Genomic DNA, 16,870 nt, shown 5'->3' with positions numbered 1-16,870 from the left:
GCGTTTTCCTTCGGCAATGCCGCTTCCTTTCCGAGGGCGGGGGACCATGCTTGATTTCGGGAGTTGCTTCCGGCATGATGCCCGCATGATTCTGGAATTGCACTCTCCGCTGGACATGCATCTTCATTTGAGGGACGGCGACATGCTGAAACTGGTCGCCCCCCTGAGTTCCGCCTCCTTCGCCGGGGCGGTCGTCATGCCCAACCTGGTTCCCCCCGTAGCGGATGCGGAGGAGGTGCAGGCCTACCGCGGCCGCATTATGGACGCCTGCGGCGGCGATGTATTCAAGCCCTATATGACGGCGTTTTTCCGCTCTTACACGGAAAGGGAGCTGGAGCGGCTCAAGGACCTGGTTTTCGGGATCAAGCTTTATCCGGCGGGGGCTACCACGAATAGCGAAGGCGGTGTGAAGGCCATGAAGGACGCAGAAGCCACCATGTCCATGATGCAGGAAATGGGTATACCCCTGCTGGTGCACGGTGAAACCCATGGATTCGTAATGGACCGGGAAACGGAATTCCTGGGTATTTACAGGAAGCTTGCGGAACAATATCCCCGGCTGACCATCTGCATGGAGCATATCACCACGGCTGCCGCCGTCCGGCTTCTGGACGAATTTGAAAATCTGGCGGCCACCGTCACCCTGCAGCATCTTCTCATCACGCTGGACGACGTGGCGGGCGGCATGCTGCGCCCCCACCTGTTTTGCAAACCCATCGCGAAAAGGCCGGAAGACCGGGAAGCGCTGCTGAAAGCCGCCCTGTCCGGACATCCCCGCCTCATGTTCGGCAGTGACTCGGCGCCTCATCCCGTCCATGCCAAGGAAGCCTGCGGCTGCGCCGCCGGCGTGTTTACCGCTCCCATCGCCCTGCCGCGCCTGGCTGCCCTGTTTGAAGAACACAATGCGCTGAACCGCCTGCAGGGATTTGTTTCCGGCCATGCGTGCGCATTGTACGGACTCACGCCGCCCTCCAAAACGGTGCGCCTGGAAAGGCGGGAAATGCTGGTGCCGGACGCTTATGAAGGATACGGGCAGAAAGTAGTACCCATGGAAGCCGGGCACGTCATCCCGTGGAGCCTGATGCAGGGCGGCTTTATAAAAATGACATAAAGCGGGTTGCATGCCCTGTCTTTGTACTGGATATCCCCGCCGATTCCATTACAATCCCTCCCCATGGATCGGATTCGTGTTTATACGGGCGGAGTAGCTTCCTGTAATGGTTATCTTTTCAAGACAAAGGATAACACTTATGTGGCGGTGGACGCTCCCTCCGGATTCGCGGACTGGATTTACTCCAAAAAACCCGACATCATCATCACGGACCTGCTGATCACCCATCAGCACTTTGACCATGTGGAGGATGCCTGCCGGATGCGCCAGATTTTCGACTGCCGCATTCATGCCGGCCAGCCGTACAATGAGAACCTGACACTTGAAAAAATGGCCCGCGACGCGTGGGGGCTCCCCCTCAACGTCCAGCCCTTCGTGGTGGATGAGGTGCTCACGTCCGACATCCATACGGCCAACTGGGGCGGTTTGCTCTGGCACCTGCACCAGGTGCCCGGCCATTCTCCGGACAGCATCGTGTACGATCTTCCGGACGAGGGGATTATGTTCACCGGGGATGTCATCTTTGTCGGTTCCATCGGCAGGACGGACCTTCCCGGCGGCAATCTGCGCCTGCTGAAGAAGGGCATAGAAACAAAAGTGCTCAACCAGCCGGCCACCACCATGATCTTCCCGGGCCACGGACCGTACACCACCGTGAAAAACGAATTGCTGACCAATCCGTTTATTTCCTGACCCCGCCTGCCTCGCCGTCCGGCGCCGCGTTGGGGGTCTTGCGTTTATCAAACATACAAAATCAATGTTATTTTCAGAATTAGGCCTATCGGAACCCGTCTTGAAGGCGGTGGAAAAATGCGGTTATGAACATCCCACCCCCATTCAGGAGCAGGCCATCCCCATCATCCTGGAGGGCAGGGACCTGATCGGAGCGTCCCAGACGGGAACGGGCAAGACCGCGGCCTTCGCCCTGCCGCTGCTGACCAAGATACAGCCGATGGGCAAGCCCCAGATACTGGTGCTGGAACCCACCCGCGAACTGGCGGACCAGGTGGCGGAAGCCTTTGCCGAATACGGCGAATTCACCGGGCTGAAAGTGGCCCTGCTGTACGGCGGCCTGGGCTACGGCAAGCAGACGGAAGAGCTGAAAAAGGGCGCGGATATCGTCGTCGCCACGCCTGGACGCCTGGTGGACCACTTCTACCGCGGCACGATGCGCTTCGGAGAAATCAAGGCTCTGGTGCTGGATGAAGTGGACCGCATGCTGGACATGGGCTTTCTGCCCATCGTCCGTAAAATCGTCAACCTGTGCCCGTGGGAGGGCAGGCAGACCCTCTTCTTCTCCGCCACGATGCCTCCGGTTATCGCCGGATTTGCCAAATGGTGCCTCACAGACCCCGCGGAAGTCACCATCGCCCGCCGGGAAGTGGCCGCCACCATCAACCACGCCATCTATCCGGTGGCTCTGGACCAGCGCGACGAACTGCTGCTGGCCCTGCTCAAGGGAACGGACTTCCACTCCGTCATGATCTTCACCCGCACCCGCAAGGAGGCGGACGCCGTGTGCGGCATGCTGAAGCAGCACGGCTACCGCGGTGAAGTGGCCGTCATGCACTCCGACATTCCTCAGAAGGAACGCATGGAGGCGCTCAAGGGATTCAAGGCTGGCAAATACGATATTCTGGTGGCTACGGACGTGGCCGCGCGCGGCATTGACATCAGCGGCGTCACCCACGTCATCAACTACCGCGTTCCGGAAAACGCGGAAGACTACGTGCACCGCATCGGCCGTACGGGCCGTGCCGAAGCCACGGGAGACGCTTTCACGATCATGACGGCGGATGAGGTGGACTTTGCCGCCGCCGTGGAAAACTTCATCGGCAAACCCATTGCCCGCAAAAAGCTGGAAGGCTTCAACTACACTTACTCCGCCCTTCTGGAAGACGAGCCTGTGCGCTCCGTCCGCAAGCCCAAGCACGCGGCTCCCAAGCGCCGCAGGCGCTAGGAATCACAAGGAACGGTGGGGAAGAAACCGTGTCCCATGCGTATTCTTGCCATAGACCCAGCCATCCGCAATACGGGGTACGCCGTGGTGGAAGGCGACCACCGCCGGGCGCATGCCCTGGACTACGGCACGCTGTCCATTCCCCGGACCGTGTCCCAATCCGGTTGCCTGCTCGCCATCAAGCAGCATCTGGGCAACCTCATTGACAAATGGGAGCCGGATGAAATGGCGGTGGAACGCATCATCTACGTCCAGTCCCACCAGACCGCCATCACGATGGGGGCGGCCAAGGCGGCCGTGGTCATTGCCGCGGCGGAAGCCGGACTGCGCATCATGGAATACTCCCCCAAAAGCGTCAAACTCTCCGTCGTGGGGCGGGGGGGGAGCGCAAAAGGCGCAAGTAGCCTTCATGGTGCGCGCCCTGCTGGAACTACGGGAAACGCCGGAATCCGACGCCGCTGACGCCCTGGCCATCGGCCTCACCCACCTCTTTGCCGCGGACCCTTTGAAGGCCCACATGATAGAACGGAAATATATTTGAGGTCGAGGCCTCAAATACGGAAGACAAAAGATCAAAGACCAAAAAACAAATGTCCGGACATTCCGTCCCTGGACATCAACAACTTTAGTCTTTGATCTTTAGTATTCCCTCTCGCCTTTACGGCTTGAAAGTCCTTCCCTTTCCGTCCTGCCACGCTTTCAGGAGAGAGGCATACATCTTGTTGAGCTGTTCCAGCGTAGCCACGCGGAACTCGACGGTATTCGTGTTCGGGTATGCCTTGACGACGGTCGTATCCGGGTCGATGCCGCCTCCGCTCGCCCGGTTGACGGCGCCGGAACCGAGTTCCTTCGCCCGTTCGGTCACATTTTTAATGGCGTTGATTCCCGACCCCTGTCCCAGCGTTTCCAGATAATAAAACTTGGTGGGCGTATTCCCCATGGTGATGAGGGTCACCTCATGCACCATGCAGGCATTATCTAGGATATACCTGTGCTGGGCTACGGCTACAATACGGCTGAGATGCACCACATACTGCCCCTCCGGAAAATTGCCGATCCAGAACTGGCTCTGGTTGTAATCGTCCGTGGACTGAGTAGGAGCCCCCGTTCTGGACTGGGCTGAAAGTGGAGTTGCGGCACAAACGCACAGCACCAGCACAGAAAAGAAAAACCGTTTCATGCCGCTATTTAATATCAGCCAAGTAGCCGAGGGAAGGAAAATTCTCAGAATTGTCCGCAAGAATTTATCAATGAGCTGAGAAAGAATCTGAAAAGTTCAGCGTACATATGGTAACATGAAAAAGTAAATGACATGTTTTTAATGTTTTTACAAATATTTTCAAAAAAGTCAATTAAGTGAGTGACCGTTATCCAAATATTACGCATCATTGCACAGGTACCATTCATAAACGCCTCCCTTTAAGAAGGAAAAATATCGTTCCGGAACTTATTTATGCTAGAAACACAACTCTCTACAGCTACCCTTCCCAATACAAAACCGCATTATCATATTCTCGACGGGCTGCGTGGGGTAGCGGCTATCATGGTGGTATGGTTCCACATTTTTGAGGCTTACGCGACCAGCCATTTGGATCAGAATATCAACCATGGTTATCTGGCGGTCGATTTTTTCTTTATCCTGTCCGGGTTCGTGATCGGGTATGCTTATGATGACCGCTGGGGGAAGATGGGGATCAAGGAGTTCATCAAGCGCCGGGTGATACGCCTGCATCCGATGGTGGTGATGGGGGCCGTCATCGGGGGAATCATGTTTTATTTTCAGGGCTGCTCCGTGTGGGATGTGTCCACCGTGACTGTCCTGGCCCTGTTTATTGCTACGTTTATCAACGCATTGTTGATTCCGGCCACGCCGGGAACGGAAGTCCGGGGACTCGGAGAGATGTATCCCTTGAATGGTCCCAGCTGGTCCCTGTTTTTCGAGTATATCGGAAACGTTCTTTATGCCTTGTTCATCCACAAGTTTTCCACCAGGGCTCTTGCCTTGCTGGTTTTTGCCGCCGGCTGCGGCCTGGCCGCATTTGCCATCCTGGGGCCGTACGGTGATATTTGTGCCGGATTTTCCCTGACCGGGACGGAGTTTACCGCTGGATTCCTGCGGCTGATGTTTTCCTTTTCCGCAGGGTTGCTTCTTTTCCGCATATTCAAACCTGCCCGGGTGAAGGGGGCTTTTTGGATATGCAGCCTGTCCATCGTCGTTCTTCTGGCCGTGCCGCGCCTGGGAGGGGCAGAGAATTTATGGATGAACGGTTTGTATGATACGGTCTGCTTTGCCCTGTTTTTCCCGCTTCTCGTCTATCTTGGGGCTTCCGGCAAGACGACCGATAAATACACGACGCGGATCTGCAATTTCCTGGGAGACATTTCCTATCCCCTGTACATGGTACATTATCCGTTCATTTACCTGTATTATGCCTGGGTCAAGAATGAAGAGCTTACCTTTTGGGAGTCGTTTCCCGGTGCGCTGGGTGTGGTCGTCGGGAGCATTGTATTAGCTTATGTCTGCTTGAGATGGTATGATATACCCGTGCGGAAGTACCTGATCGGCCGATTTTTAAAGCCCAAGAACAGTGTGAAGGGGTAGGGAGGCTTTCTTCATCAGCATCGGAAAAGGAATCTGGCACATTGTTTCATCTCCTGCGGTGCAGGGGGCATCGATTGTCCTTTGGACGGTCTGCCGATTTCCGATTGCCTGGTTGCGAATGCTGCCGCCTGTTGAGGAACCGACTGGCGGAAAAGGGAGAAGAAGGCGGTTGTTTCATTTTTGTCCCGGGATGTAAGGTTGAAATATGATCAATTCAAGAAGTGGGCATGATTTTTTCTGCCGCTGCTTTCATCCGTCTTTCCCCTTCCTTGTTTCTTCCACAGTCCATTTCCCGTGTTCCATTGGTTGCATGCACTGTTCATGTTCAACTTCTGCACTCTCTCAATTTGTCAGAATCCTCCGTTGCTGTGTTACAAGGCGGAAGTTTGTTGAGGCCGATTTTTTTCTCCAAGAGATGAGGCATCATCGGCAATCCTTTTTCTACCGTTCTTTTTCTTGCTTCAAATTCCCACGGCGTTTTTCTGTCAGTTCTTGTATCCGGAACAATTTTTGACGGGCTGGATTTTTCCCATTTGAAGGCAGGAATTTATGAAGAGCCGGAGATCCTTTTCACGTTTTATGTCCTGTAACAGCACATTTATTGCAGGTACATGTCTGGAAATGCCGGGGCTGTGCTAGGACGGCGGACATGGAAAGGCTGGGAGGATTTGTGTAATCATGACAAGCTGATACCAAGACGCGGAAGAGCTTGTTTTACCCTGTGTTGGAACATACGCAAAAAACCGCTTTTCCCAGATACCGGGAAAAGCGGTTTCATTAAAAAGACCATGGAAGATCAGGGTTCTATGATGTGGAAGTTCCCATTGAATTTGTCCATGTATCCGATCAGTTCCTTGAATTTATCCGGATTGCCTTCGATCTTGATCGTGCCTTTGTCCAGAGCTTCCTTCAGGGGCATCGCCTGCATGGCAACCAGGGCGAAATTGAGCTGGTCTCCGGTAATGACTGCATCCGGATGCTGGACCGGTTTTCCTTCTCGATACATCAACACTTCGTCCTCAACCCAGAAGCCGTGCGGTTTTCCATTTTGATCTATCCAGTTGAAGGACAGCTTCTTTCCTTTGGATTTATCACTGTTCAAACTGATTCCCATGTAGTCGAACAACATTTCCGGAGTCAGGTTGGACAGAATGTCCGTGGATACCAGGTTCAGGGGGTTTTTAAGCAGTCCATTTCTCAGTTCGTAGGCGCCCACGAGAAATTCATTGCGCCACGGGCCGGATTCCGCCTGGTAGCCGAGCTGTTCCAGAGCGTCCGCCGCCAGATTTCTTGCCTTGGTGTTTTGCGGATCAGCAAAAACCACGTGCTTTAAAACCTCGGCTGTCCAACGGTAATCTCCTTGGTCAAAGGCCTTTTGGGCATTGTCGATCATCTTGTCGGGTCCGCCTGCCAGTTCAACATAGCGCTTGGCCGCTTCCACAGGAGGGAGGGGATACAGGTTGGCCGGATTACCGTCATACCAGCCCATATACCGTTGATAAATGGCCTTGGCGTTGTGATTCAGCGTGCCGTAATAGCCCCTGAAGTACCATTGCTTGTCTATTTCCGCAGGAAGCTTGATCATTTCCGCAATTTCTACAGGTGTATATCCCTTGTTGATCAGGTTTAACGTCCGGTCATGCATGTACTTGTAACCGTTGCGCTCCTTGGCCAGTAATTGGTTGATGCTTTCTTTTCCCCATCTGGGCCAGTGGTGTTGCGCAAACAGAACGTCCGTTTTGTTGCCATAGCGCTGAATGGCTTCATCAAGAGCCTTCCACCAATTGCTTGCGTCCCGTACCTTGGCTCCCCTCAGAGTGTAAAGGTTGTGCATGGTATGCGTCGCATCTTCCGCACTGCAAAGTGCCTTGAATTGAGGGAAATACATCAGCATTTCGGAAGGAGCTTCCGTTCCGGGAGCCATCATGAATTCCATCTCCACTCCGTCGATCGTTCGCGTTTCTCCTGTTTTGGTTATGGTATCAGTAGGTGGAATAACCGTAATGGTTCCGCTGGAACTGGCGGTTCCCAGGCCGGAGCCTACGGTCCCCTCCGGACCTTTGTGAAAAGGCGCCGCATACATGTACGTGGAGCGCCTTCCCATGGCGTTGCCTGCGTAGACATTTTCGGAGACGGCTTCTTTCATGAATCCTTCCGGCGCCAGTACCTGCGTTTTGCCGGACTTGACGTCCTGTTCGGATATTACTCCTTTCACTCCTCCAAAGTGGTCGACATGGGAGTGCGTATAAACCACTGCCTTGACCGGGCGTTTCCCTGTTTTCGGTTGCTCCACTTCCTGATAGTAAAGCTCAAGGCCCGCTTTTGCCGTTTCTGCTGAAATGAGGGGGTCAATGATGATGAGGCCTTCCTTTCCTTCGATGATAGTCATGTTGGAAAGATCAAAGCCGCGAATCTGGTAGATGCCGTCCATAACCTTGAACAGACCGCTTTTGGCATTAAGCTGTGAGACGCGCCATAAACTCGGGTTCACAGTATCGGGGGCCGGCTTGTTCTTGGTAAAATCAAAGGAAGAAACGTCAAAGACCGTGCGTCCCTCCTTGTTTTTAATGTTTGGATTTTTAAGTGTTGTTATAAATCCCTTTTCGGAGGCCTGAAAGTCTTGTCGATCATTTTCATCCAGCCCATGAGCGCCGAGAAAGTTCTTGTTGTATTCAATAGTGTGGCTCGTCGCCTTTTTGGACTGCTCCGCACCGCTGGCGTCTATGCTTGCCAGTGAGGATATTGCCAGCAGCAGGGCAGAAAAATAACTTATTCTAGTTTTCATGATCAGATTTTATTAATTAGACGTGAAGTGTAAAAACAGTCTGTGTGCCGATTTTTACTTGTAGAAAAATAGACTTGCCGTTAAAAAACAGTGTTCGAAGGATGGCAGTATGTTAATATCTGACTGCCAGAGTTTTTTGGATGGTTTGCAGGAAATTCCATTATCAAGAAAGGCGTTGTTGTTTTTTATGCCTCTTATTTCCCTGATGCATTGTGATTTACATCCGGAGCCGTTCGGAAGAAAGATAAAGTGTCTGTATTCGAGTTATTTTTATATGTTTGCAACAAGCTTGTGAGAGACATGACTGGAAATGACCGGAAATTTGTGCTAGTTAGAAAGACATGGAAAGATTGTATCGTCCCAATGTGGCGGGGTTGATGATCCGGGAGGACGGAAAGCTGTTGATTTGTGAGCGTTCCAGGGATCCCGGGGCCTGGCAGTTTCCCCAGGGGGGAATTGATCCGGGTGAGACGGCCCTGGAGGCCGTGCACCGGGAGGTTTGCGAGGAGGTCGGTTTTCTGCCTTCCCAGTATTCCATTGAAGAGTCCCGCGGCGGATATCGCTATGATTATCCGCCGGAGGTGCTCGATTACGTCCGGAAGAAGAGGGACCAGCCTTTCGTGGGGCAGGAACAGGAGTATTTCCTGTGCCGCCTGCACGCGGACGCTCCGGAACCCACGCTGGATTACCGGGAGTTTTGCGCCTTCAGATGGATAGCCCCGGAGGAGTTCAGGCTGAAATGGCTGCCGGATTTCAAGAAGGAGGTGTACGCCAGGGTTCTGGCGGATTTCTTCAATGTCCGGGCAGAGGATAGGTGAAGTGGCTCAGCAGGTCATGGGCGGCGGAGACGGGGTCCATTTTGTCCGCCGCCACCATGTTTTCCAGAATGGGCATGCGTTCCGCCACGGCAGGGTGCTGCTCAAAGGAGGTGAGGAGCGCCTCGTGCACCAGTGCCTGCACCCATGAGAGGGACTGGTTCCGCCTGCGGTTGTACCAGAAGCCGGATTCCTTCATGCTGTCCCGGAAGCGGAAGAGCGTTTCTTCAATGGTGTCCAGCCCGCGCCCTTCCAGGGAGGAGCAGGTGAGGACGGAGGGCGTCCAGCCGGGAGTGGGGCTTTGCAGGTAGTGGAGCACCATTTTCAGTTCCTGGCAGTGGGCGGCGGCGCGCTGGCGGTTGTCGCCGTCGTCTTTCGTGACCACGAGGATGTCCGCCAGTTCCATGATGCCGCGCTTGATGCCCTGAAGGTCGTCCCCGGCCCCCGTGATGAGCAGGAGCATGAAGATGTCCACCATGGAGCGCACCGTGGTTTCCGACTGGCCCACGCCGACGGTTTCAATGAGGATGACGTCGAAGCCCGCGGCTTCGCACGCGATCATGGTTTCACGCGTTTTCCGGGCCACGCCGCCCAGGGAGCCTCCGGACGGGGAAGGGCGGATGAAGGCGTTTTCCTCCCCGGAGAGCTCTTCCATACGGGTTTTGTCCCCCATGATGGAACCTCTGGAGACGGAGGAGGAGGGGTCGATGGCGAGGACGGCCACTTTGAAGCCTTTTCTACACAGGTAGGTGCCGAAGGCCTCGATGAAGGAGGATTTGCCCGCTCCCGGAACGCCCGTGATGCCGATCCGGACGGCATTGCCGGAGTGGGGAAGGAGCTTGGAGATGAGTTCCCGGGAGGCTTCCTGGTCCCTGGCGGCGTTGCTTTCTATCAGGGTGATGGCCCTGCCCAGGAGGGCTCTGTTTCCGGAGATGACCCCCTGGACGAGTTCTTCCACGGAGGGGCGGTGGGGGCGTACTATTTTGATGCTGCTCATGAGAAAGGGATACGGAGTGTTTATTTGAAAGGAGGCTCGTTTTCCTTCGTTCGTTCCAGATCGTAGTTGAAGCGTTTGAGGACGAAGGCGCGGTGATCCGCCACCTTGCGCCGGAAGTTGTCCCAGGAGCGGACGTCCATCGGGGACCAGCCCGCTTCCGCGATGGCCATGGCCCGCGGGTAGGTGCGGTAAAGGAGATGGTTCAGAGTGGGGAGATGCTCCGCCCACATGGTGGCCTGCACGCCGATGATATGGTCCGTTGCCTTTTCCGGCCTGCCATAGGCGGGGTCCAGCTTGTAGCTTCGTTCCAGCGTGGTGGTGGGCATCCAGCCGCGGTTGTCCTGGCCGGGGATTTGCGGGTAGTCCAGGTAGCAGTGTTCCCCGGCGGCGATGATGAGGGGAAGCCCCTGTTTTTTGGTTTCCGTGATGGTGGAGGGAGTCAGCCCCATGCGCCAGGTGAAGACGGTGTCCCCCTTGCGGTAGATTCCGGCTTCCGCCCACGGCTTTTCATACCAGAGCTGGGGACGCCTGCCGCGCGCGGCAAGCATGGAGGCCATTTTCCCTTCAAATTCCTTTAGTTCCTCGTGGACGTCCTTCATGCCCTTTTTCTGGCGGTATTTGACGCTGAGGGGACATTTTTGCCAGGTTTTTTCAAGAGGGGCCTCGTCACCGCCCAGATGGACAATTTTTGACGGAAAGATGTCCTTGAGCACATCAAAAACGGCCGCGTAGAATTTCCATACTTCCGGCTTTTGCGGACAGACCAGGTACAAGCCCACTCCGCCGGTCGTGCTGACTTTCGTGTTGTGGTCCGGGAAGCAGAAGAATTCAGGGTAGGCGGCGGCCAGGGCCTGGTTATGGCCCGGCATATCTATTTCCGGAATCACCTCAATGCCGCGTTCCGCGCAGTAGGCCACCAGCTCTTTCAGTTCCTCCCGGGTGTACATGCCTTCGTGAGGGATGCCGTTGCCGAAGCTTTCAGCCCTCTTGGAGGCCACGCTTTTCAGCCTGGGGTAGCCGGGAACGGGCAGCCGCCAGCCCTGGTCGTCCGTCAGATGGAGCTGGAGCTTGTTGAATTTGTAGTAGGCCATCAGGTCCGCGAATTTTTTCAGGTCCGCCAGCGGGATGAAATGGCGCGCCGGGTCCACCATCAGCCCGCGCCAGGGGTAGCGGGGCTTGTCCTTGATGACGCCGCAGGGGATGCCCTCCGGCTGTGCGGCAAGCTGGTCCTGGAGCTGGCGGAGGGTGGCCTGTCCGTACAGCCTGCCTTCCCGTCCGCCGGACGTTAGGTGCACGCCGCCGGGGGTGACGGCCAGCCGGTAGGCATCCTTGCCCAGGGAAGCTTCGGCCTTGTCGGAAAGAAGCTTGAGCGTCCTGGTGGTCTGCGGTTTCAGTTCCGTGCGCTCCGGCTCCGGAATAATGCTGTATTTGTCCGCGGCTTGAGCCATGGCTGCGGAGGAGAGAAGAGTACAGGCCAGAATACGAAGGAAGTTGAACATGAGGAGAAGTGTTTTCCGGAATTATTTTATCATGATGAATCGTGCGTGATAAGGAAAAACAGCGGAATTACTTTTTGTTTTCCCAGCGGAAGGGAGGTTCGTTTTCCTTCGTTCGTTCCAGATCGTAGTTGAAGCGTTTGAGGACGAAAGCGCGGTGATCCGCTACCTTGCGCCGGAAGTTGTCCCAGGAGCGGACGTTCATCGGGGACCAGCCCGCTTCCGCGATGGCCATGGCCCGCGGATAGACGCGGTAGAGCAGATGGTTCAGGTCCGGCAGGTGTTCCGCCCACGCTGCGGCGTGAACTCCCCGTATATGGCCGGTTTCCTGCGGGGATTTTCCGAAGGCCGGGTCCAGTTCATAGCATTTCCGGAGGGTGGTCGTCTGCATCCATCCCCAGTTGTATTGTCCCTGTATCTGGGGGAAGTCCAGGTAGCAGTATTCGTTGGAGGCCATGATCAGGTTCAGCCCGGCCTTTTTCGTCTTGTCGATGGACTGGCGCGCCTGGTCCTGACGCCAGGCGTACACTGTTTCCCCCGGGTGATAGATTCCGGCATTTCCTTCGTACCAGAATTGCGGCGTTTGTCCGTTTTTGGCGAGAAGGGAGGTCATCCGGGCGAAGAAGTCACGCATCTGTTCCTGCTCGTCCCTCATGGAGGCCTTGGCGCGCGCCTGGCGGCACAGGGGGCATTTTTCCCAAAGTTCCGTGGGTGCTTCGTCCCCGCCCAGATGGACGATTTTTGACGGAAAGATGTCCTTCAATTCCTTGAAGACGGCCGCGTAGAATTTCCATACTTCCGGCTTTTGCGGGCAGACCAGTTCCTTGCTGTTTCCAGCCACGGTGCGGACTTTCATGTCCGGTTTGGGGAAGCAGAAGAATTCGGGATAGGCCGCGGCCAGGGCTTCGTTGTGGCCCGGCACGTCGATTTCCGGAATCACCTCAATGCCGCGTTCCGCGCAGTAGGCCACCAGCTCTTTCAGTTCCTCCCGGGTGTACATGCCTTCGTGGGGAATTCCGTCACCGAAGGTTTCCGCCCTCTTGGAGGCCACGCTTTTCAGTCTGGGGTAGCCGGGAACGGGCAGGCGCCAGCCCTGGTTGTCCGTCAGGTGCAGATGCAGTTTGTTGAATTTGTAGTAGGCCATCAGGTCCGCGAATTTTTTCAAATCCGCCAGCGGGATGAAATGGCGCGCCGGGTCCACCATCAGCCCGCGCCAGGGGTAGCGGGGCTTGTCCTTGATGACGCCGCAGGGGATGCCCTCCGGCTGTGCGGCAAGCTGGTCCTGGAGCTGGCGGAGGGTGGCCTGTCCGTACAGCCTGCCTTCCCGTCCGCCGGAAGCCAGATGCACGCCCCCGGGGGTGACGGCCAGCCGGTAGGCGTCCTTGCCCAGGGAAGCTTCGGCCTTGTCGGAAAGAAGCTTGAGCGTTTTGGTGATCTGCGTCTTCAGTTCCGTGCGCTCCGGTTCCGGAATAATGCTGTATTTATCCGCAGCCCCGGACGGAAAGACTGCGCACCACAGGACACCGGCCAGTATGTAGAGAAGATGTTTCATGTTTCCAGTATAAGCCGAACCAGGGAAGAAGTCCGTCGAAAAATGCAGATTTCAATCGCAGATGCCTTTTTTTTCATCGGGAACGCAGCCTTTCCGTGAAAAAAACAAACCGTCAATACCGTGTCTGATTGTTCATTCCATGCTCCGGTGTCTTATTGGCCGGCGTCGGCCGGGGCGGTTTCAACGCAACAGACTGGATGATATTTTCCGGAAAGAGGGGCAGGATTCCGTCGAAGTAATGCCAGCCATGAACCGCTGGATGGAGAATCCATTAAAATCCGGACAGCCGGAACCGGATGAAGAGGGCATGGGAGAAATATCCACGGCGCCGTGAAGGTTCCTACTTTACGATTTAACCTGAATGCTCCGCCAGGATGAAGACGGCATGACACTTCTTAACCAATAAAAACCATGATGGATAAAATTACTACCATTAACGGAATTCTTATGACCGCTCAGAATGATTTTACTGAGCATGTAGAGAATACAACAGTCCACGTCACAGAGCAAGAGAAGGAAAAATGGAACAAGGCTCCGGTTACGGATGCAGCCGGCAATATGTCCCTTTCCGGCAATCTGAAAGCCAAGGGTGGAACATTTTCCAATGCAATTAATGCTGCCGGCGGCGTCAATATTCCCATAATACCTGGAGATGATACAGATGCGGTACGCAAGGCTGATTTAACCAAGCCGTTGATACCCATGCTTTCCTCCCAGCAGGAAAATGGCGTAGGTTTCTATCATAAACTTGGCAATGCGTTTACGGCGGGCGGTGTGACTACATGCGTATCAGAAGATTTCCCATTCATCATGTCCGAACATCGGATAATCGGAGGAGGAGACGATAATCTGTATGCTTGGTATCCTACCACGTTTGTACTTGAGCTTAATACATTGTTCAATTACGGCCAGATTGACGCCATGAATGAATCTACGTCAAAATTTGGAGTACGGGCAAATTTCGGACCGTGTTATAAACCCTGGTTTGCCGTTTTCTGGGTAGCATGGCCGCCAGTCACCTGGCCATATCGGCAAAATGATTATGCTGATCCCCTCATTTATTCCTATACGGAGAATGAACATGGTGGCCCTGTGGCATCGGTATGGCCCGGCAATACCGGTGGTGATTTCCTGCCCCGGTGTGGATTCCAGAGTACACAAAGACCTGGCGGCGTACGTGATAACAGTCATTATTTATACGCTGTCTATGACCGTTATAAAACAGCAAGATTCATTGTATTTCGCGAGACGAACTCTCATTATCAAGGACGCAAACGTCTGTATCTGTTTTCCCAGGGCCGCGACGGCTCCATAAAACTGGTGGGAGCGATGAAATCGAGCTATGCGTTCAGCCATCATCTCCTGAGCATGTCCAGACATGGGGTTTCCGGCGCAGCCGGCTGGTGGGCAAGGAAGGATGATCCTTTTGATCTTGTTTCAAAAGTTCAAGAGTCCTGGATAGGGGGGCAGCGCCCTGCAGACGATTGTTCATGGCCTCTCCGACAAAGCCTTTTTGATGTTTTGGCAGAGGGTAGTACGCTGAATATTGAACTGACTTGCGAAGACAAGTCTTATACGTGCGTGAATTGTCCGGATTGGATAACATGGCTGGATGGGGAAGGCGGAACGGGAGCGTGGCAACTTCTCGTAACGCCCAACAACACGGGCTCGGCCAGGCAAGGCCTTGTGAATGTTTTGCTATATAATGGAATCACTTACACCATTGTTGTTAATCAACAGGGTTAAGAAATTGGACGGAGGCCTGCGGATGGAATAGCTCAGAGAAGTTTCCCTGTCAATATCGGCGGATGGGCATCCCAAAGGATAAAAAGGCCATATCACGGAAAATAAATTGGGCATGGCGGAATGTATTTCCGCCATGCCCAATATTCGTTTATCAAAGGTTCCGGAAAAACAGCGGAATCACGCAAGAATTCCATCGGAAAATGAAGGCCGTCCTGCAGGAGCTATGGATTATGCAATTTTTGAATCACCGTTTAAGGGTGTTCTGTGGATACGGAAGATTCTGCCGCTAAAAATTGCTTCATTGTAAAAACAAATATCCCGCCTCCGGAGAGACGGGATATTTTGTTTAAAGCTGGCAGCCCCACCAGGACTCGAACCTAGAAATACTGAACCAAAATCAGGTGTGTTACCAATTACACTATGGGGCTGTGGAAAAGGGCATTGCTGCCTTTGCGGGGCGTAGTTAATCACAGCGGACCAGTTCTGGCAAGAGAAAAATGGACTCCTCCGCGTTTGTGTTTCAATTCCGGGGCCTGATGATGCGGGTATAGTTCAGCCTCTTGAACATCAGCAGGGGAATGGCTATGCCAATGACCAGGGAGAAGATGATGAAGAAGGCGGTGATACCGTTTTTGCAGATATCCACGATCAGCCTGTTCATGGTTTCCATGTCCTGGTTTTCCTGCATGAACTGCATCAGGGCCAGAATGGTCTTGTAGGCATACACGCCGGGAATCATCGGCAGGAGGGAGGGGAAGGCGAAGATTTCCGCGGGGCATTTCACCAGCTTGGCCGTCAGCACGCCCAGCATGCCTATGGTGAAAGCGGCTATGAAGGTGGCGCTGGAAATGTCGATGGACCAGGAGTGCATCATGTAGAAGCGGAAGGCGTGGCCGACGGCCGCAAGCAGGGCGGAGACGGCGATCGCCCGCTTGGGGGGATTGGAAATGACGGCAAAGCCCGTAGCCGCTATGGCGGCCATCAGGCCGTCCCAGAGGATGGAGGAGAAGAAGTCCGGATTCATAAGCTGTTCACCCCCAGAATAAGCATGGTTGCGGAAAGGCCGATGGTGATGCAGGTGATCATCATGATGGAATGGACGCCCCGGGAAATCCCCATCAGGATGTGGCCGTGCATCAGGTCCATGATGGAGTTGATCATTTGCACGCCGGGAACCAGGAACAGGACGCTCGTGGCCAGCGCGATCTGGGGCGTCTCCCCGAACTGGAAGATGACGGCGCAGGCCGCCGCCATGGAGGCCGTGAACGCGGACAGGATGACGACGCCCAGGGGATTGAATTTCAGCCGGGAGAATTGCTGCTTTGCCAGAAAGCCCAGCAGGGTGGCGCCGAAGACGGTCAGCATGGCCCAGATGTCCCCGTTGAACAGGCGGCAGAAGGCGGCATTGCCCACGCTGACCAGGAGAAGATCCGTCCAGGGGGAAAAGCGTTTTGTCGCCGCAATGGACCGGAAGGCCCTCTCCATTTCTTCAATGCTGACGTTGTTGTCCACGGGAAGCCAGCTCAGTTCACTGAGCTGCTGGATTAGGTTCAGGTTGAAGGCCAGGGGTTTCAGTTTCCTGACGGAAGTCCGGCGCAGATTCTCGTCATCCGTGCTGATGAGGCTCATGGTGATGTTGCGCTGGAAGATGGTCATGTCCGCCGCGTACCCGTAGGCGGCGGCAATGCGGGAGATGTTGCGCACGGCCCGGTTGGTGTGCACCCCGGCGCCCATGAGCGTGGTGGCGTATTCCAGCAGGAACTCGGACAGGGCCTGAATCTGGTCTGTATGGGGCATTGGCTGGAG

Annotated in this window: 16 protein-coding genes and 1 tRNA gene; 9 read left to right on the top strand and 8 right to left on the bottom strand. The window is 54.9% G+C overall.

Going from position 1 to position 16,870, the window contains the following annotated elements:
• Positions 1-85 precede the first annotated feature (85 nt).
• The 5 genes from pyrC to V3C20_RS12120 all read left to right on the top strand — a co-directional run bounded on the left by pyrC (position 86) and on the right by V3C20_RS12120 (position 3,612).
• Positions 86-1,111, top strand: a complete 1,026-nt coding sequence (gene pyrC, locus V3C20_RS12140) for a dihydroorotase (RefSeq protein WP_130082697.1) — start codon at positions 86-88, stop codon at positions 1,109-1,111.
• A 63-nt stretch (positions 1,112-1,174) separates the two neighbouring features.
• Entirely contained in the window at positions 1,175-1,804 is a 630-nt protein-coding gene (locus V3C20_RS12135; RefSeq protein ID WP_298000546.1) for an MBL fold metallo-hydrolase, read from the top strand.
• A gap of 109 nt (positions 1,805-1,913) precedes the next feature.
• On the top strand, positions 1,914-3,071 hold the full coding sequence (locus V3C20_RS12130) for a DEAD/DEAH box helicase (RefSeq protein ID WP_238623755.1): 1,158 nt from the start codon (positions 1,914-1,916) through the stop codon (positions 3,069-3,071).
• A 36-nt stretch (positions 3,072-3,107) separates the two neighbouring features.
• Complete coding sequence (locus V3C20_RS12125) at positions 3,108-3,533, top strand: crossover junction endodeoxyribonuclease RuvC (protein WP_330935387.1); 426 nt, start codon at positions 3,108-3,110, stop codon at positions 3,531-3,533.
• Positions 3,481-3,612 (top strand): hypothetical protein, encoded by a 132-nt coding sequence (locus V3C20_RS12120; RefSeq protein ID WP_330935386.1) that lies wholly within the window; start codon positions 3,481-3,483, stop codon positions 3,610-3,612. The genes V3C20_RS12125 and V3C20_RS12120 overlap by 53 nt, the downstream gene beginning before the upstream one ends.
• 117 nt (positions 3,613-3,729) lie before the next feature.
• On the opposite strand, the gene V3C20_RS12115 is transcribed toward V3C20_RS12120, so the two are convergent.
• The gene (locus V3C20_RS12115; RefSeq protein ID WP_130082700.1) at positions 3,730-4,251 is read right to left on the bottom strand and encodes a hypothetical protein; all 522 of its coding nucleotides are present in this window, start codon (positions 4,249-4,251) and stop codon (positions 3,730-3,732) included.
• 273 nt (positions 4,252-4,524) lie between these two features.
• Here V3C20_RS12115 and V3C20_RS12110 point away from each other — a divergent pair, with 273 nt between their 5' ends.
• On the top strand, positions 4,525-5,673 hold the full coding sequence (locus tag V3C20_RS12110; RefSeq protein ID WP_130082701.1) for an acyltransferase: 1,149 nt from the start codon (positions 4,525-4,527) through the stop codon (positions 5,671-5,673).
• 796 nt (positions 5,674-6,469) lie between these two features.
• Here the strand turns inward: V3C20_RS12110 and V3C20_RS12105 are convergent.
• Positions 6,470-8,458 (bottom strand): alkyl sulfatase dimerization domain-containing protein, encoded by a 1,989-nt coding sequence (locus V3C20_RS12105; protein WP_130082702.1) that lies wholly within the window; start codon positions 8,456-8,458, stop codon positions 6,470-6,472.
• A gap of 341 nt (positions 8,459-8,799) precedes the next feature.
• Between V3C20_RS12105 and V3C20_RS12100 the strand changes: the two genes are divergently transcribed.
• Positions 8,800-9,276, top strand: a complete 477-nt coding sequence (locus V3C20_RS12100; protein WP_130082703.1) for an NUDIX domain-containing protein — start codon at positions 8,800-8,802, stop codon at positions 9,274-9,276.
• Here the strand turns inward: V3C20_RS12100 and meaB are convergent.
• The 3 genes from meaB to V3C20_RS12085 all read right to left on the bottom strand — a co-directional run bounded on the left by meaB (position 9,251) and on the right by V3C20_RS12085 (position 13,318).
• Positions 9,251-10,270 carry a methylmalonyl Co-A mutase-associated GTPase MeaB gene (gene meaB / locus V3C20_RS12095; protein WP_067571891.1) on the bottom strand — a complete coding sequence of 340 codons (1,020 nt, stop codon included), beginning with the start codon at positions 10,268-10,270 and terminating at the stop codon, positions 9,251-9,253. The genes V3C20_RS12100 and meaB overlap by 26 nt on opposite strands.
• Positions 10,271-10,290: 20 nt before the next feature.
• Positions 10,291-11,769 carry a beta-N-acetylhexosaminidase gene (locus tag V3C20_RS12090; RefSeq protein ID WP_130082704.1) on the bottom strand — a complete coding sequence of 493 codons (1,479 nt, stop codon included), beginning with the start codon at positions 11,767-11,769 and terminating at the stop codon, positions 10,291-10,293.
• 67 nt (positions 11,770-11,836) lie between these two features.
• Positions 11,837-13,318: a beta-N-acetylhexosaminidase gene (locus V3C20_RS12085; RefSeq protein ID WP_130082705.1), complete on the bottom strand. Its 1,482-nt coding sequence runs from the start codon at positions 13,316-13,318 to the stop codon at positions 11,837-11,839.
• 411 nt (positions 13,319-13,729) lie between these two features.
• Between V3C20_RS12085 and V3C20_RS12080 the strand changes: the two genes are divergently transcribed.
• Both V3C20_RS12080 and V3C20_RS12075 read left to right on the top strand, forming a co-directional pair.
• Positions 13,730-15,064 (top strand): BACON domain-containing protein, encoded by a 1,335-nt coding sequence (locus V3C20_RS12080; RefSeq protein ID WP_130082706.1) that lies wholly within the window; start codon positions 13,730-13,732, stop codon positions 15,062-15,064.
• Between the two features lie 112 nt (positions 15,065-15,176).
• On the top strand, positions 15,177-15,371 hold the full coding sequence (locus tag V3C20_RS12075) for a hypothetical protein (RefSeq protein WP_130082707.1): 195 nt from the start codon (positions 15,177-15,179) through the stop codon (positions 15,369-15,371).
• Positions 15,372-15,417: 46 nt separating this feature from the next.
• Here V3C20_RS12075 and V3C20_RS12070 read toward each other — a convergent pair.
• The 3 genes from V3C20_RS12070 to V3C20_RS12060 form a co-directional block, all read right to left on the bottom strand.
• Positions 15,418-15,492, bottom strand: a tRNA-Gln gene (locus V3C20_RS12070).
• 92 nt (positions 15,493-15,584) lie between these two features.
• Complete coding sequence (locus V3C20_RS12065; protein ID WP_067574136.1) at positions 15,585-16,088, bottom strand: threonine/serine exporter family protein; 504 nt, start codon at positions 16,086-16,088, stop codon at positions 15,585-15,587.
• Complete coding sequence (locus tag V3C20_RS12060; protein WP_067574138.1) at positions 16,085-16,861, bottom strand: threonine/serine exporter family protein; 777 nt, start codon at positions 16,859-16,861, stop codon at positions 16,085-16,087. The genes V3C20_RS12065 and V3C20_RS12060 overlap by 4 nt, the downstream gene beginning before the upstream one ends.
• Positions 16,862-16,870: the final 9 nt, after the last annotated feature.

The organism is Akkermansia sp. RCC_12PD, from assembly GCF_036417355.1.
In the GTDB taxonomy this organism is placed as follows: domain Bacteria; phylum Verrucomicrobiota; class Verrucomicrobiia; order Verrucomicrobiales; family Akkermansiaceae; genus Akkermansia.
The sequence above is the reverse complement of the archived record's forward strand: the minus strand, read 5'-3'. Positions and strand labels throughout refer to the sequence as shown.

Excerpts from the sequence above, each read along its gene's own strand:
- V3C20_RS12075 (WP_130082707.1), top strand. The coding sequence starts at position 15,177 with ATGGCGGAATGTATTTCCGCCATGCCCAATATTCGTTTATCAAAGGTT.
- V3C20_RS12115 (WP_130082700.1), bottom strand. The coding sequence starts at position 4,251 with ATGAAACGGTTTTTCTTTTCTGTGCTGGTGCTGTGCGTTTGTGCCGCA.
- V3C20_RS12080 (WP_130082706.1), top strand. The coding sequence starts at position 13,730 with ATGATGGATAAAATTACTACCATTAACGGAATTCTTATGACCGCTCAG.
- pyrC (WP_130082697.1), top strand. The coding sequence starts at position 86 with ATGATTCTGGAATTGCACTCTCCGCTGGACATGCATCTTCATTTGAGG.
- V3C20_RS12100 (WP_130082703.1), top strand. The coding sequence starts at position 8,800 with ATGGAAAGATTGTATCGTCCCAATGTGGCGGGGTTGATGATCCGGGAG.
- V3C20_RS12125 (WP_330935387.1), top strand. The coding sequence starts at position 3,108 with ATGCGTATTCTTGCCATAGACCCAGCCATCCGCAATACGGGGTACGCC.
- V3C20_RS12065 (WP_067574136.1), bottom strand. The coding sequence starts at position 16,088 with ATGAATCCGGACTTCTTCTCCTCCATCCTCTGGGACGGCCTGATGGCC.
- V3C20_RS12090 (WP_130082704.1), bottom strand. The coding sequence starts at position 11,769 with ATGTTCAACTTCCTTCGTATTCTGGCCTGTACTCTTCTCTCCTCCGCA.
- V3C20_RS12110 (WP_130082701.1), top strand. The coding sequence starts at position 4,525 with ATGCTAGAAACACAACTCTCTACAGCTACCCTTCCCAATACAAAACCG.
- V3C20_RS12085 (WP_130082705.1), bottom strand. The coding sequence starts at position 13,318 with ATGAAACATCTTCTCTACATACTGGCCGGTGTCCTGTGGTGCGCAGTC.
- V3C20_RS12060 (WP_067574138.1), bottom strand. The coding sequence starts at position 16,861 with ATGCCCCATACAGACCAGATTCAGGCCCTGTCCGAGTTCCTGCTGGAA.
- meaB (WP_067571891.1), bottom strand. The coding sequence starts at position 10,270 with ATGAGCAGCATCAAAATAGTACGCCCCCACCGCCCCTCCGTGGAAGAA.
- V3C20_RS12120 (WP_330935386.1), top strand. The coding sequence starts at position 3,481 with ATGGTGCGCGCCCTGCTGGAACTACGGGAAACGCCGGAATCCGACGCC.
- V3C20_RS12135 (WP_298000546.1), top strand. The coding sequence starts at position 1,175 with ATGGATCGGATTCGTGTTTATACGGGCGGAGTAGCTTCCTGTAATGGT.
- V3C20_RS12105 (WP_130082702.1), bottom strand. The coding sequence starts at position 8,458 with ATGAAAACTAGAATAAGTTATTTTTCTGCCCTGCTGCTGGCAATATCC.